Below are 14,660 nucleotides of genomic sequence, written 5' to 3'. Positions count from 1 at the left end.
AGGTTTAAAGATGCAGGATAGAATCCGCATTGCCGTCAGGGTCGTTGATGGCCTGGCCATCTGTACCCGGGTTACCATTGCGCATCATGATCACAGCACAGGCAGCAGGAGATGCCATAGAGGTACCTGACATGGTTGTTGTACCACCACCAGAACGAGTAGATAGAATGCTTACGCCAGGCGCTGCATAGTCTACCGGTGGGTTACCATAGTTGCTGAAGCTGGCGAAGTTATCGTTGCTGTCTGTCGCAGAGATGGTAAACACGCGAGGGTGTGAGGCGCTGGCAGGAGACACATTACCTGCATGCTGACTTTCGTTACCTGCGGCAACCACGAAGAATGCACCCGATTGCTGGGCTGCATTCTCAACGGCATCGTTCAGGTCAGGGTTAAAGCCACCGCCCAAACTCATATTCGCACAGTCACCTGCAGACGCATTCGCTGCTACGTGATCTACACCGGCCAATACGCCAGACCAGCTACCAGAGCCGCGAGAGTCCAATACTTTTACCGGAATCACGGTTGCACCGGCTGCAACGCCAACAACATCCTGTTGGTTATTTAGGGCTGCGATAGTACCGGCAACATGGGTACCATGGCCATTGCCATCATCCATCCCGGCATTACGGCCGCTGGTGAAGGCGCTAAAACCGCGGCTAGCATCAACGTTTAAGTCGCCGTGGTCTAGATCGATACCAGTATCAATAACCCAAGCCGTATAGCCCGAGCCGTCTACCGGACCACCTACACGGGTGACACTCCAAGGTGTTTGTTGACCTTGGCTGCCGCCGCCGCCACCAGGCTTGCCTTGATCAATAGATGGAGAAGCATGGGCGATACCGTCAGGAGTAAAGCGCATGATGTCAGCTTCGTCCGCAAACACGCTTTTCGCTTTATCACAGCTCATGTTTATAGCCATACCTTTAATGGCATTGCTATAAATGTGCTTAGCCTGAGACTGAGATTTCATTAACATGCCGCGGGCTTTACCTTCGACATCGAATTTAGAAACGCTGTCGTTGAAGCGAACAATACAGGTATTTGCAATTTCAAGTTCGGCAGCCATACCTGCGTGATCGGGAGCCGGCTGGGCATAGGCGAAGCCTGTTGATGCAGCTAATACAGCTGTTGCGATGAGAGTTTTGTTCATTAGTTTAACCTTTATAATCGTTATTATTGAGATAGTGTTAGTTAACACTGGGTTTACAATCTAGGCCAAATTGCAAAAAAATCAACTGTTTCAAATAGAAATACGAAAAGAGTCGTAGATAATGAATAGAAAATGCGTGAATCTGGAATACTAAAAAAAGTAAATTCAGGGAGTTGATCGTTATCGTGCACAGGGCAAAAAGCAGAAACTGCTTAAAACAAGGCGGTGCAAGGGGTATACTGTGAGCAATAAAACCGCACTCTAAGCAGCAGAATTTAACGTCATTATGCAAAAATACGACTTACAAACTTTTCAGGGCCTGATCCTAGCGCTTCAGGATTATTGGGCACAGCAAGGCTGTGTTATTGCTCAGCCTCTCGATCTTGAAGTGGGCGCGGGCACCTTTCACCCGCTTACGTTTTTAAAGGCCGTTGGCCCAGAGCCGATGTCGAGTGCTTACGTACAGCCATGTCGTCGTCCTACCGATGGCCGCTACGGTGAAAACCCCAACCGTTTGCAGCACTACTATCAATTCCAGGTGGTGTTAAAGCCTTCTCCCGATAATATTCAGGAGCTTTACCTTGGCTCGCTTGCGGCTATGGGCATAGATACATTGAAACACGAAGTTCGCTTTGTGGAAGACAACTGGGAATCACCGACTCTGGGTGCCTGGGGTCTTGGTTGGGAAGTGTGGCTAAATGGCATGGAAGTGACCCAGTTCACTTACTTCCAGCAGGTGGGCGGCCTTGAGTGTGCGCCGGTTACCGGTGAGATCACTTATGGTCTTGAGCGTTTGGCCATGTATATCCAAGGCGTGGACAGCATCTATGACCTGGTTTGGACAGATGGCCCTATGGGTAAGGTTACTTACGGCGACGTATTCCACCAAAACGAAGTTGAGCAATCAAAATACAACTTTGAGTACGCCGACGTTGATGCTTTGTTTAAGCAATTCGATCAGTGTGAAAAAGAAAGCCAAAAGCTGATTGAAGCGAATTTACCGCTACCGGCTTACGAGCAAGTAATGAAGGCGTCGCATGCCTTTAACCTGCTTGATGCTCGCCACGCTATTTCTGTAACAGAGCGTCAGCGTTACATCCTGCGTGTGCGCGCCCTGTCTAAAGCCTGTGCTGAAAGTTACTACGCGGCGCGTGAAGCGCTTGGTTTCCCGCTGTGTAAGGATTAAGAATTACCATGTTAAAGCAAAATTTATTAGTAGAAATCGGTACAGAAGAATTGCCACCGAAATCATTGCGTACCCTTGCTGAGGCGTTCGCCGATGGCCTAAAAGCGCAATTAGAAGAACTTGCTCTGGCACATGAAGGGGTGCAATGGTACGCCTCTCCACGTCGCTTAGGTCTGATGGTGCTGCAACTTGATGGCAAGCAGGCAGATAAGGTAGTAGAAAAGCGTGGTCCTGCAATTCAGGCGGCATTTGATGCCGATGGTAACCCAACCAAAGCGGCAATGGGCTGGGCCCGAGGCTGTGGTATCGAGGTAAGTGAAGCTGGTCGCCATGTTACCGATAAAGGCGAGTGGTTACTGCATAAGGCCGAAGTTGCCGGTCAGCCGGTGCAAGAGTTGATCGTCGATGCGGTAAATGCGGCACTGGCGAAACTGCCTATCCCTAAGCCGATGCGCTGGGGTGCCAACAAGACCCAGTTTATCCGTCCTGTGCACACAGCCACGGTATTTTACGGTGACAGCCTGATTGCCGGTGAGATCCTTGGTAAGCAGGTTGCTAACCAGCTTCAGGGACATCGTTTCCATCACCCGGAAAAGGTTACCATCAATAATGCCAATGAAGCCCTTGAGCAGCTGAAGAAAGCCTATGTTATTGCCGATTACGAAACCCGTAAGGCAATGATCCGCAACCAAATCGAAGCGGCAGCGACACAACTTGGTGCGGTAGTGGCCATGGATGAAGACCTGCTTGAAGAAGTAACCTCTTTGGTTGAGTGGCCGGTAACGCTTACCGCTTCATTTGAAGAAAGCTTCCTGGCGGTACCGGACGAAGCCCTGATCTACACCATGAAGGACGACCAGAAATACTTCCCGCTGCTAGATCAAGACGGCAATCTGATTAACAAGTTTTTGTTTGTTTCGAACATTGAAAGTAAAGATCCAAGCGTGGTTATCGCCGGTAACGAGAAGGTGGTACGCCCACGTCTTGCCGATGCGCAGTTCTTCTTTGAAACGGATAAAAAGAAAACGCTGGAAAGCCGTTTGGAGTCACTCGGTACCGTATTGTTCCAAAAGCAATTGGGTACGCTTAAAGATAAGTCCGAGCGTATTAGCGCGCTTTCTGGTTATATCGCCGAGCAACTGGGTGCCGATAAGGCCCTGGCCGAGCGCGCAGGTCTATTGAGTAAAACCGATCTGATGACCGAAATGGTGATGGAATTCACCGATGTTCAGGGCGTGATGGGTATGCACTATGCACGCTTTGATGGTGAAAACGAAGCCGTAGCCCTGGCCATGAACGAACAGTATATGCCGCGCTTTGCCGGTGATGCCTTGCCACACAGTGATATCAGCTGTGCTGTGGCTTTGGCGGATAAGTTCGATACTCTGGTTGGTATTTTCGGCATTGGTCAGGCGCCTAAGGGCGACAAAGACCCGTTTGCACTGCGTCGCGCCGCTATCGGTGCCTTGCGCATCATGGTTGAAAAGCAACTTTCTCTGGATGTGCTTGATATCGTTGCGAAAGCGCAAACCCTGTTCGGCGATAAGCTAAGCAATAATCAGGTTGCCGAAGATGTGTTTGAGTTCCTACTGGGTCGCTTCCGCGCCTGGTATCAGGAGCAAGGCATTGAGGTTGATGTGATCCAGGCTGTCTTGGCGCGTCGCCCTTCGAAGCCATTGGACTTTGATCTACGCGTTAAGGCGGTAAGCCATTTCCGTACTCTTGAGCCGGCAGAAGCCTTGGCTGCGGCCAACAAGCGTGTTGGTAACATCCTGAGCAAAAATGATGTTCAAGAAAGCGGTGCCATTGAGCCAAGCTTATTGCAAGAAGCACCTGAGCAGGCGTTGGCACAAGAAGTGGCAGCCTATCAGGCCAAACTTGCGCCTTTATATGAGCAGGGCGAATACCAGCAGGCACTAAGTGAACTGGCCAATATTCGCCAAAGTGTTGATGCTTTCTTCGATAACGTCATGGTTATGGCGGACGACGAAGCAATTAAGCGTAACCGTCTGGCACTATTGTCTCAGTTGCAGGACCTGTTTTTACAGGTTGCCGATATCTCGGTACTGCAAAAATAGTGAATATTTCTTACATTCATGACGAAAGCCAGCTTTGTGCTGGCTTTTTTATTGAAGCCAGTGCACGAATTTCTTAGACTGATGAAAAGTGCGTCAAATTTGGAAAATAACAATGAAGACAAAACTCTCCCTCGTTTTAGCCACATTATTTTTAGGTGCGTGCTCAAGCACTGTTACCCTGGACGATATAGTGCCGGTTGAAGAAGTACAAAAGCCTTTGTATCTGCGTGGCGACTTCTCATTATGGGATGCGCAGCCAGAGTATCAAATGGTCAAGGTGGCGCCAGCCATTTATGAAACCAAGATCAAGCTATCGACTCCGGGCAAGGCCTATGAATTTAAAATTGCCGATGCCGATTGGAGTGAAAACTATAACTGTGGTTATTTAGACGAAGGCCTGGATAAGCAGCTGGAGATTGGTTTGCCGGTTCAGGCGGACTGTAACAGCGTGTATAACTACTTTAGCTTTACTCCGGCGGAAGAGGGTTGGTACAAGGTATCTATTAACTTCTCGCGCTTTAGCAAGCCCTTGGTCACCATTAATCAGGTGTTTGAATAATAAAAAGGGCTGTTAAAGCCCTTTTTTGATTAAGTACTGATAAGGTAACTGCTCCGTTTGCTGGGCCACCAGAGTGTGGTCCATAAAACGGCAAAAGCTGGGTATGTCGCGGGTGGTTGAAGGGTCGTCCGCGGTGATCAGCAAGGTTTCGCCGTTATTCATTTTGCGCACCGTACCGCGCACCATCATAACGGGTTCTGGGCAGCGTAAGCCTAAGGCATCAAGAACGTGATCGGCGGTATCGAAGGTCATAAATGAGTGCTCGCGTAGAAAACGCCCATTTTACCCAAAGTCGCGGCAAGAAAAAAGGCGGGAGCACTAAGCTGAACCCGCCTTTTTGTCACCAAGTTTGTAGCTACGGACGTTCAAAGACCGTCGCAATACCCTGACCAAGACCGATACACATGGTCGCTAAACCATATTTAGCATCCTTGTCTTCCATGATATTGATTAGCGTGGTGCTGATACGCGAGCCAGAGCAACCCAAGGGGTGACCCAAGGCAATAGCACCGCCGTTGAGGTTAACTTTTTCGTCTACCTTATCCAGCAAGCCAAGATCTTTCAGTACAGGCAAAGACTGAGCGGCAAAGGCTTCGTTCAGCTCGGCCACATCGATATCATCGATAGTCAAACCGGCCATTTGCAACGCTTTCTTACTGGCAGGAACAGGACCATAGCCCATGATAGACGGATCACAGCCCGCCACCGCCATAGACTTCACATAGGCGCGGATCGGCAGGCCTAGCTCTTTGGCCTTGTCTTCACTCATGACCAACATGGCTGAGGCACCGTCAGACAGGGCCGAAGAGGTCCCTGCGGTCACGCTACCTGATGCCGGGTTAAATACAGGGCGAAGTTGAGATAGGCCTTCAACCGTGGTTTCCGGGCGAATAACCTCATCGTCTTCAACCAAGGTTAGGGCGCCATCTTCGTCATGACCTTCCATGGGCAGGATTTCTTTTTTGAAGCGACCTTCAACCGTTGCCGCATGGGCGCGTTGATGCGAGCGAGCACCGAATTCGTCCTGCTGCTGACGGTTAATGCCATGCAAGGTGGCCAGGTATTCGGCGGTTAGGCCCATGACACCGGCTGCTTGCGCAACGGATGTTGCCAGCCCTGGGTGGAAGTCGTTGCCGTGCGTCATAGGCACGTGACCCATGTGTTCCACACCGCCGATAAGGTAGGTGTCACCGGCGCCGGTCATAATCGCGCGAGCGGCATCATGCAGCGCCTGCATGGAAGAACCACACAAGCGGTTTACGGTCACGGCAGGTACGGTATGAGGAATACCGGCAAGCAGGGCGGCGTTACGACCCACGTTAAAGCCTTGCTCTAGCGTTTGCTGCACACAGCCCCAGTAAATATCGTCAATCGATGCCGGGTCTACCGCCGGGTTACGTTCCAACAAGCCCTTCATCAAGTGTGCACTCAGGTCTTCGGCACGTTTATGACGGAATACACCGTTTTTAGAACGGCCCATAGGCGTACGAATACAATCTACAATAACAACCTTATTCATGATTATTGTCCCTCCACTTGATAAAACACACGGCCTTGTTCAGCCCATTGACGGGTTTCGTCTGATACCTGGTAAATAGCACCCAGGTGCGCGTACTTGTCGGCAGCCGCCACAAAGTTGGCTAGGCCAATTTGGTCTAGGTAGCGGAATGCGCCGCCTCTAAACGGAGGGAAACCTATGCCGTACACCAGCGCCATATCGGCCTCTTGTGGTGAAGCAACTATGTTTTCCTGAAGACAAAGCAGTACTTCGTTGATCATAGGGATCATACAGCGGTCGATGATCTCTTGTTTATCCAGCTCTTGCTCGCCATCGAATAGCGGCGCAATTAGTTCAAGGGCTTGGGCATCCGAGCTCTTCTTCAAGCGACCACGGCGGTCCGGGGCGTAGCTGTAGAAACCCTTACCATTTTTCTGACCAAAGCGCTCTGCGTTAGCCATAATGGTGACCGGGTCTTTGTCCTGACGCGCCATGCGCTCGGGGAAGCCATCGGCCATTACACCTGTACAGTGGAAGGCAGTATCGATACCAACAACATCAAGCAGGTAAGCTGGGCCCATAGGCCAGCCGAATACGTTTTCCATCACCTTGTCTATTTTAGCGAAGCTGACGCCTTCGCTAACCATCTTGCTGAAACCGGCAAAGTAGGGGAATAGCACGCGGTTTACAAAGAAGCCCGGGCAGTCATTAACAACAATAGGCGACTTGCCCAGCTTAAGAGCGTAATCAACCACAGCATTGACGGTTTCCTGTGAGGTTTTCTCACCACGGATGATCTCAACCAGCGGCATACGGGGTACCGGGTTGAAGAAATGCATACCACAGAATTTTTCTGGTTTTTCCAGGGCCGTGGCCAGCTCATCGATGCGAATGGTTGAGGTGTTTGAGGTGAGTACCGTGCCTTCAGGCATGGATTTCTCTAAGTCGCTTAATACCGCTTTTTTCACATTAGGGTTTTCAACAACCGCTTCAACGACTATATCGGCGGCCTGCACATCGGCATCATTCAAGGTCGGTTTTATTTTACCTAGCACGCCAACCATCTTGTCCATGCTCATATGGCCGCGTTGTACTTTCTTTCCAAGTAGCTTAGCGGCTTCACCCATACCAAGATCTAAAGCGCCTTGGTTGATGTCTTTCATTATAATGGGGGTGCCTTTATAGGCCGATTGATAAGCGATACCGCCACCCATAATGCCAGCACCTAGTACCGCGGCTTGATTGATTTGAGTGTCGCTGCCCTTGGCCAGTTTCTTGGCCTTGCCTTTAATATATTGGTCGGCCAGGAAGATACCGGTTAGCGCCGCCGCTTCCTTGGTCTTGGCCAATTTTGCGAAGTTGGCGTTTTCCAATGCCATGGCTTCATCGCGGCTCATATTAGCAGCCGCCTTGATGGTTTTCACCGCCATCACAGGGGCAGGGTAATGACCCTTGGTTTTGCCAATCACCAGGCCTTCGGCCATAGCAAAGCTCATGCCTTGCTCTACCTTGTTCATTTTCAATGGTGCTTGTTTTTGCGCTCGGCGTTGCTGCCAATCCAGTTTGCCGGCAATGGCTTGCTCTAGCATGCTGATACTGGCACCCAGTAATTTGTCAGCGGCCACTACGGCGTCGACGGCACCCACTTTTAGGGCGTCATTAGCACGGTTTTCCTGCCCCGTGGTGATCCAAGTCATGGCGTTATCAGCGCCGATTAAGCGAGGTAAGCGTACAGTACCACCAAAGCCCGGCATGATACCCAGCTTGGTTTCTGGTAAACCAATTTTGGCTGTTTCACTGGCAACGCGGAAATCGGTAGCTAAAACCCACTCGCAACCGCCGCCTAAGGCCATACCGTTAATGGCGCTTAACGTTGGGAAAGGTAAATCTTCCAGGGCGTCGAATACGTCGGTGGCGGTTTTAATCCAGCCAACCAATTCTTCTTCTGGACGTTGGAAAGTGGGTAGGAATTCGAAAATGTCGGCGCCAACGATAAAGTGATCTTTGTCACTGGTGAACACCATACCTTTGATGTCGTCACGTTGGGCTAATTCTTTAATTGCCTGATGGCAATCGCTCAGGGTTTGCTGCGAAAGCTTGTTTACTGAGCCGGGCACAGTGAACTTAAACTCGGCAATTTGGTCCTTTATAAAAGAAACTACAAAGGAATCGCTCTGAAATATCATGGGTATCTCCCTTTGTTTCACATGAAACTGGTACGATGAGTTAAATTTAAATCAGTGTCTCGCCTTTAATCGCAAAATGCAATGAAAATTTAAGGTTAAAATTTACATACAGTTAAAGTTAGCTCAAAAAAGAGATGCGACCAAAACACGCCAGAATGCGGTTGGTATAGGTAAAAAGTCTGGCATTTATGTAGTACAGTTATTGAGAGTCTTTGACTCTATGAGGGCAGCGCGCTTTTTTGCCTAATGTTGGCTTCTTCGCTGCTTTTGTTTCACGAAATACAGTTAGGATTATCATGAAACGACTTCTTCACACCCTGCTGGCCGCCTCCTTGCTGCAAGTTTGCAGTGCTTCATTTGCCGGCGAGCACGATGATTTCCTCAAAGCGGAAAAAATTGCCAGGGGCGGCAATTACACAGAATTTAAGAAGGCCAATGAGCGCCTTAAACATCCGCTTAAGCCCTATGTGGAAATGGCTTTCTATAAGCACCATCCGCATATTAAATATCAAACCGAAATAGAGCATTTCTTGCAGGTGTACCAGCATACGCCGTTGGAGTGGCCGGTGCGCAGTGCCTGGTTGAACTATTTGGCCAAGCATGGCCATAAGGCCAAGTTTGTAGAGAATTACAGCGTTACCAAAGATGTCGAGCTTACCTGCCAGTACCTTGAGTTTCAGTGGCAACTTGGAGCGCCAAAAGATGCCCTGTTGGAGCAGATAGAAAAACTGTGGTTGGTAGGTAAGTCACAACCCAAGGAATGCGATAGGGTGTTTTCTTATTGGCGCAAGGCTGGCGGGCAAACGTCGGAAGCAGTATGGCAACGTTTGGGCTTAGCCGCCGAGGCGGGGCAGCATAAGTTGGTTAGCTATTTAAAAACACAACTGCCGGCCAAGGAGCGTTATCTGGCGGATTTATATTCCCAGGTTAAAAAAGATCCCAGTGCCGCAGCCGGTTTATATCGCTATAAAAACAAATCTCCCAAAGAAGCGGACATTGCCGTTTACGGGGTTAAACGCCTGGTTTGGCAAGACCCTGATCTGGCCGTTCGCGCCTGGCAAAAATTATCTGGCATGTTTACCTTTAGCGACGAGCAACAAGATAAGATCCATTATGCCTTGGCCTATGCGCTGGCGGTTAAGCAGCATGATGATGCTAAGTTTTGGCTGAACAAGGTGCCCGATGCCCAGCAGGATAGCAAACTGGTGCAGTGGCATTTGGCGAATATGCTTAGAGAGCAGGACTGGCCGGCCATTATTGCCTTTTTTACGCCGAAAAAAGCGCTTAACGCCGGACATAAATACTGGCTGGCTTACAGTTATTCACGCCAGGGTAAAAACGAGCAAGCCAAGGAGCTGTGGCAGCAATTGGCAAATGAGCGCGACTATTACGGCTTTTTAGCGGCGGCGCGATTAGACCTCCCCGTTAACCTTAATAACCAGCAATTGACGTTGGCGCCGGGTTTAAAGGCCAAGGTAGAGCAGGCGCCAGGGTTTAAACGGGCACAGATTTTATATGAGCTGGAAAGAGTCACCAGTGCCAGAAGGGAGTGGAATTATCTGCTCGACACCTCCAGTAATGCCGAAAAGCTGGCTGCGGCGGTATTGGCGTCGGAGCAGGGCTGGCATGACAGGGCCATAGTCACCCTGGCGCGACTAAAGGCCTGGGATTATGTCGATTTACGCTTTCCCGATGCTTACACGGATCTCTTTAAGCGTTACAGTCACCGCCATAAGGTGGACCTGGATTGGAGTATCGCTATTGCCCGTAGGGAAAGCTCCTTTGCCGCCGATGCCCGCTCGCGCGCCGATGCTCGGGGTCTGATGCAGCTATTGCCCAGCACCGCCAAATACATTAATCGCAGTTCGGTTTCGAGCAAGCGTTTGTATGAACCCAGCACAAATATTAATTTAGGCACCAAGTACTTAAAGTATTTGGAAGGGAAGACCCGCGGCAATCAAATTTTAGCCACGGCCTCGTATAACGCCGGTTACCATCGCGTCAATAAGTGGATCCCCGATGAAGCCATGCCGGCAGAGTTATGGATTGAACTGATCCCCTATCGTGAAACCCGGGATTACGTCAAAAACGTGTTTGCCTATCGCCAGGTTTATCTGGCCAAGCAAGGCAAGGATGAAAATGTCCTGGCGACAATTTTAGATATGAATATAGGCGGTTAGCCGCAACAGCGGCGGCTATGATAGACTGGCATAAACATAATTAGCAAAGTGGGTGATACATGAATACATTGGCGGTGTTATACGCTGAACATATTGCAACCCTGCAAAGACGCACGCGCGAAATTGTTGAGCGTGAAAACCTAGATGGTGTGGTAATTCATTCTGGCCAGGCAAAGCGCCAATTTTTGGATGATATGTATTATCCGTTTAAGGTGAACCCACAATTTAAAGCCTGGTTGCCGGTGATCGACAACCCGCATTGCTGGCTGGTAGTGAACGGCAGCGATAAGCCTAAACTTATCTTTTATCGCCCCGTTGATTTTTGGCATAAAGTGCCGGACGAACCGAGCGAGTATTGGGCCGACTATTTCGATATAGAGCTACTGGTTAAGCCAGAGCATGTAGAAAAACTATTACCCCATGATAAGACGCGCTATGCCTATATAGGTGAGTGTGCAGAAGTAGCACAAGCCCTTGGTTTTGAGTTGATGAACCCAGAGCCGGTGATGAATTATCTGCATTACCACCGTGCTTATAAAACTCAGTATGAGCAAGCCTGTTTGCGTGAAGCGAACAAACTAGCCGTAGCCGGTCATCAGGCGGCGCGCGATGCCTTCTATCAGGGTAAATCGGAGTTTGAGATCCAACATGCTTACCTGTTGGCGACCAAGCACAGCGAAAACGATACGCCTTATGGCAATATCGTTGCCCTAAATGAAAACTGTGCCATTTTGCACTACACCCATTTTGAACGGGATATCCCGGCGCAACACCGTTCGTTTTTGATCGATGCCGGTGCCAATTTCAATGGTTATGCCGCTGATATTACCCGTACTTACGATTTTGCGCGTCAGGGTCAGTTTGCCGAGTTGTTGGCGGTGATGAATCAACATCAGATAGAGCTTTGTAACTCGTTATCGCCTGGCAAGCTCTACGGTGAGCTACACCTTGATTGCCATCAGCGTGTAGCCCAGGTGCTAAGTGATTTTAATATCGTTAACCTACCGGCACAGCAGATTGTCGAGAAGGGCATTAGTTCAACCTTCTTCCCTCATGGTCTGGGCCATCATATTGGCTTACAGGTACATGATGTAGGCGGTTTTATGGCCGATGAAACGGGTACTCATCAGGCACCACCTGAGGGGCATCCTTTCCTGCGTTGTACTCGTATGATTGAAGCGAACCAGGTGTTCACCATTGAACCTGGCCTGTACTTTATTGATTCCCTGCTTGAGGATTTAGCGGCAACGGACAATCGACAGTACGTAAACTGGGACAAGGTCGCTGAGTTTAAACCCTTTGGCGGTATTCGTATCGAGGACAATATCATTGTCCATGAGCATGGTCTTGAAAATATGACCCGGGAATTAAACCTCGACTAATTATCTCCTATGGCGGTGAAGTCGTTGCCTCACCGCCGCATCCTGCGACTCGTCTATGTCAGAATATGCTTATCCAGCACAATCGCTGAGTTACGAAGAAGAAATCAAAAAAAGCACCTTTATCGTCCACCTTGCCCATACTCCGGATGTGGCCAGCGCCAAGGCCTTTATTGCTTTGATCAATGAGCAGTATCCGGATGCCCGCCATAACTGCTGGGCCTATGTAGCGGGAGCGCCTGGTGGCAGTCATGTCTATGGTTTTAGTGATGATGGTGAACCCAATGGCACCGCCGGCAAGCCCATGTTGAATGTGCTTCAGGGCAGTGGCTTGGGCGAGATATGCGCCGTAACCACCCGTTATTTCGGCGGCATTAAGCTGGGAACGGGGGGGTTAGTGCGCGCCTATGGCGGTACCCTGAATAATGCTTTGGCGCAACTACAGACACAGATAAAGGTGCCCAGTGTGGTGTTAACCGGCGACAGTGACTATGCTCTACAAGGGCAGATAGAACAATGCCTTAACTCACAATACCAGGTATTGGCGATGGACAAGGAGTATGGCGGCCATATCTCCTGGCAGATCCGTATCGATGCGCGCCAGGCTGAGGATGCCATAAAAGATATTTTTGATTTAAGCCATGGTACTGTTGAGTTAAAAATAAAACAGTAAGACAATAACATGCAAAGAAAAGTCACGGCGACGCGCTAAATGCAATACCGCACGATAATAAAAATACTCGGCCAGCTAGTAGCCTTGTTTAGTATCACCATGGTTCCCCCCGCGCTGGTATCACTTATCTATAAAGATGGTGGTGGTCTGCCGTTTATTCTTGCGTTTATTTTTAGCGTTATTGCCGGCTTGTTCGCCTATTATCCTAACCGCCATGAACATGGCGACCTCAAAGCCCGTGAAGGCTTTTTGATCGTGGTACTGTTTTGGCTGGTACTGGGGTCGTTCGCATCCTTACCCCTGATCTTCCTTGATGCACCAAAACTCTCGCTGGCCGATGCGGTGTTTGAGGCCTTCTCCGGGCTCACCACCACGGGGGCCACCGTATTGACCGGCATTGAATATCTGCCCAAGTCTGTGCTCTTCTATCGCCAGCAACTGCAATGGCTCGGTGGTATGGGGATAATCGTACTCGCGGTGGCCGTGCTGCCCATGCTTGGCGTTGGTGGCATGCAGCTGTATCGCGCCGAAACGCCGGGGCCGGTGAAAGACTCGAAAATGACACCGCGTATTGCCGATACCGCCAAGCACCTTTGGTATATCTATGTATCCCTGACCCTGGCCTGTACCTTGGCCTATTGGGTCGCAGGGATGGGCTGGTTCGATGCCATCTGTCATGCCTTCTCGACCATAGCCATAGGTGGCTTCTCTACCTATGATGCGTCCATGGGCTACTTTGACAGCCCGGTGATCAACCTTATCTGCGTGGTGTTCTTATTAATCGCGGCGGTGAACTTTTCCCTGCATTACGCTGTGGTGGCCAATCGCAGTGCCAAGGTGTATTTGCGCGACCCGGAATTAAAGGTGTTTTTCTTAATTCAGGTGGCGCTGATCATCATCTGCTTTGCCGTATTGTCGTCGAATAATATCTATGCCAATGGTGATGAAACCTTAGATCAGGCTATGTTCCACGCAGTTTCTATCGGTACCACGGCGGGCTTTGCTACCGACAACTTCTCAGCCTGGCCCCTGTTCCTGCCCATCTTGCTTATTTTCTCCAGCTTTATTGGTGGTTGCGCCGGCTCTACCGGTGGCGGTATGAAGGTGGTGCGGGTGTTCTTGTTGTACTTGCAGGGCATTCGTGAACTTAACCGCTTGGTCCACCCAAGGGCAATCTATTCCATTAAGCTTGGCCGGAAGGCGCTTCCCGATAAGGTGGTTGAGGCGGTATGGGGTTTCTTCTCCGCTTATGCCCTGGTTTTTGTGATCATCATGATCAGCCTTATGGGCACGGGCTTAGACAATATCACCGCTTTCTCGGCGACCGCAGCCTGCTTAAATAACCTGGGTCCGGGCTTGGGTGAGGTGGCGGCTCATTACGGTGATATCAGCGATAACGCCAAGTGGATTCTAACCCTGGCCATGGTCTTTGGTCGTCTAGAGATCTTCACCTTGCTAGTACTATTCACCCCCACCTTCTGGCGTGGGTGAGGCGCGGTCGCTACTGCGACCGAGAGTGACTTAACGTCACTCTTGGAGTGCCGAACGCGAGGGCGTGGATGCTCGAGCCGGGACCCAGCGTCAGGACGACTTACTTGCACAAAACTTACCTTCGACGTATTTCAGTCACTCTTGTAAATTCGAACGCGAGACACGGATGTCGAGCCGGACCGCAGCGTCAGGATGACTTACTTGCACCGAACTCACCTATTGCATATAACGTCACTCTTGGAGTGCCGAACGCGAGGGCGTGGATGCCCGAGCCGGGCCC

The 14,660-nt window shown here is 50.2% G+C and carries 11 protein-coding genes; 7 read left to right on the top strand and 4 right to left on the bottom strand.

Features of this window, described 5'->3' with window-relative positions; genetic code table 11:
• Positions 1-4: 4 nt before the first annotated feature.
• Entirely contained in the window at positions 5-1,150 is a 1,146-nt protein-coding gene (locus tag C2M35_RS12070; RefSeq protein WP_105201197.1) for a S8 family serine peptidase, read from the bottom strand.
• A 286-nt stretch (positions 1,151-1,436) separates the two neighbouring features.
• Here C2M35_RS12070 and glyQ point away from each other — a divergent pair, with 286 nt between their 5' ends.
• From glyQ to C2M35_RS12055, 3 genes are all read left to right on the top strand, one after another.
• Entirely contained in the window at positions 1,437-2,336 is a 900-nt protein-coding gene (gene glyQ, locus C2M35_RS12065; protein ID WP_105188756.1) for a glycine--tRNA ligase subunit alpha, read from the top strand.
• 8 nt (positions 2,337-2,344) lie between these two features.
• Positions 2,345-4,414: a glycine--tRNA ligase subunit beta gene (gene glyS, locus C2M35_RS12060; RefSeq protein ID WP_105201198.1), complete on the top strand. Its 2,070-nt coding sequence runs from the start codon at positions 2,345-2,347 to the stop codon at positions 4,412-4,414.
• 112 nt (positions 4,415-4,526) lie between these two features.
• On the top strand, positions 4,527-4,973 hold the full coding sequence (locus C2M35_RS12055; RefSeq protein WP_105201199.1) for a hypothetical protein: 447 nt from the start codon (positions 4,527-4,529) through the stop codon (positions 4,971-4,973).
• 12 nt (positions 4,974-4,985) lie between these two features.
• Here C2M35_RS12055 and tusA read toward each other — a convergent pair whose 3' ends face one another.
• From tusA to fadB, 3 genes are all read right to left on the bottom strand, one after another.
• A complete protein-coding gene (gene tusA, locus C2M35_RS12050) occupies positions 4,986-5,225 on the bottom strand; it encodes a sulfurtransferase TusA (RefSeq protein WP_105188758.1) in 240 nt (79 codons plus the stop codon).
• Positions 5,226-5,328: 103 nt separating this feature from the next.
• Entirely contained in the window at positions 5,329-6,492 is a 1,164-nt protein-coding gene (gene fadA, locus C2M35_RS12045) for an acetyl-CoA C-acyltransferase FadA (protein ID WP_105201200.1), read from the bottom strand.
• A gap of 2 nt (positions 6,493-6,494) precedes the next feature.
• Positions 6,495-8,657, bottom strand: coding sequence for a fatty acid oxidation complex subunit alpha FadB (fadB, locus tag C2M35_RS12040; protein ID WP_105265460.1), 2,163 nt, complete (start codon positions 8,655-8,657; stop codon positions 6,495-6,497).
• Between the two features lie 296 nt (positions 8,658-8,953).
• Here fadB and C2M35_RS12035 point away from each other — a divergent pair, with 296 nt between their 5' ends.
• From C2M35_RS12035 to C2M35_RS12020, 4 genes are read left to right on the top strand one after another with little or no spacing between them, the layout of a single operon-like run.
• Entirely contained in the window at positions 8,954-10,837 is a 1,884-nt protein-coding gene (locus C2M35_RS12035; RefSeq protein ID WP_105201202.1) for a transglycosylase SLT domain-containing protein, read from the top strand.
• Between the two features lie 59 nt (positions 10,838-10,896).
• Complete coding sequence (pepQ, locus tag C2M35_RS12030; RefSeq protein WP_105265459.1) at positions 10,897-12,219, top strand: Xaa-Pro dipeptidase; 1,323 nt, start codon at positions 10,897-10,899, stop codon at positions 12,217-12,219.
• A gap of 55 nt (positions 12,220-12,274) precedes the next feature.
• Complete coding sequence (locus tag C2M35_RS12025) at positions 12,275-12,889, top strand: YigZ family protein (protein WP_105201204.1); 615 nt, start codon at positions 12,275-12,277, stop codon at positions 12,887-12,889.
• 39 nt (positions 12,890-12,928) lie between these two features.
• Positions 12,929-14,380: a TrkH family potassium uptake protein gene (locus C2M35_RS12020; protein WP_105201205.1), complete on the top strand. Its 1,452-nt coding sequence runs from the start codon at positions 12,929-12,931 to the stop codon at positions 14,378-14,380.
• The last annotated feature ends 280 nt before the right edge of the window (positions 14,381-14,660 follow it).

Origin of the sequence: Pseudoalteromonas sp. T1lg76, assembly GCF_002964725.1 — a bacterium.
Lineage (GTDB): Bacteria > Pseudomonadota > Gammaproteobacteria > Enterobacterales > Alteromonadaceae > Pseudoalteromonas.
This window is presented reverse-complemented; position numbering and strand designations above follow the sequence as displayed.

Coding starts and splice junctions, on each gene's coding strand:
- pepQ (WP_105265459.1), top strand. CDS start 10,897: ATGAATACATTGGCGGTGTTATACGCTGAACATATTGCAACCCTGCAA.
- C2M35_RS12020 (WP_105201205.1), top strand. CDS start 12,929: ATGCAATACCGCACGATAATAAAAATACTCGGCCAGCTAGTAGCCTTG.
- fadA (WP_105201200.1), bottom strand. CDS start 6,492: ATGAATAAGGTTGTTATTGTAGATTGTATTCGTACGCCTATGGGCCGT.
- C2M35_RS12055 (WP_105201199.1), top strand. CDS start 4,527: ATGAAGACAAAACTCTCCCTCGTTTTAGCCACATTATTTTTAGGTGCG.
- tusA (WP_105188758.1), bottom strand. CDS start 5,225: ATGACCTTCGATACCGCCGATCACGTTCTTGATGCCTTAGGCTTACGC.
- fadB (WP_105265460.1), bottom strand. CDS start 8,657: ATGATATTTCAGAGCGATTCCTTTGTAGTTTCTTTTATAAAGGACCAA.
- glyS (WP_105201198.1), top strand. CDS start 2,345: ATGTTAAAGCAAAATTTATTAGTAGAAATCGGTACAGAAGAATTGCCA.
- C2M35_RS12025 (WP_105201204.1), top strand. CDS start 12,275: ATGTCAGAATATGCTTATCCAGCACAATCGCTGAGTTACGAAGAAGAA.
- glyQ (WP_105188756.1), top strand. CDS start 1,437: ATGCAAAAATACGACTTACAAACTTTTCAGGGCCTGATCCTAGCGCTT.
- C2M35_RS12070 (WP_105201197.1), bottom strand. CDS start 1,150: ATGAACAAAACTCTCATCGCAACAGCTGTATTAGCTGCATCAACAGGC.
- C2M35_RS12035 (WP_105201202.1), top strand. CDS start 8,954: ATGAAACGACTTCTTCACACCCTGCTGGCCGCCTCCTTGCTGCAAGTT.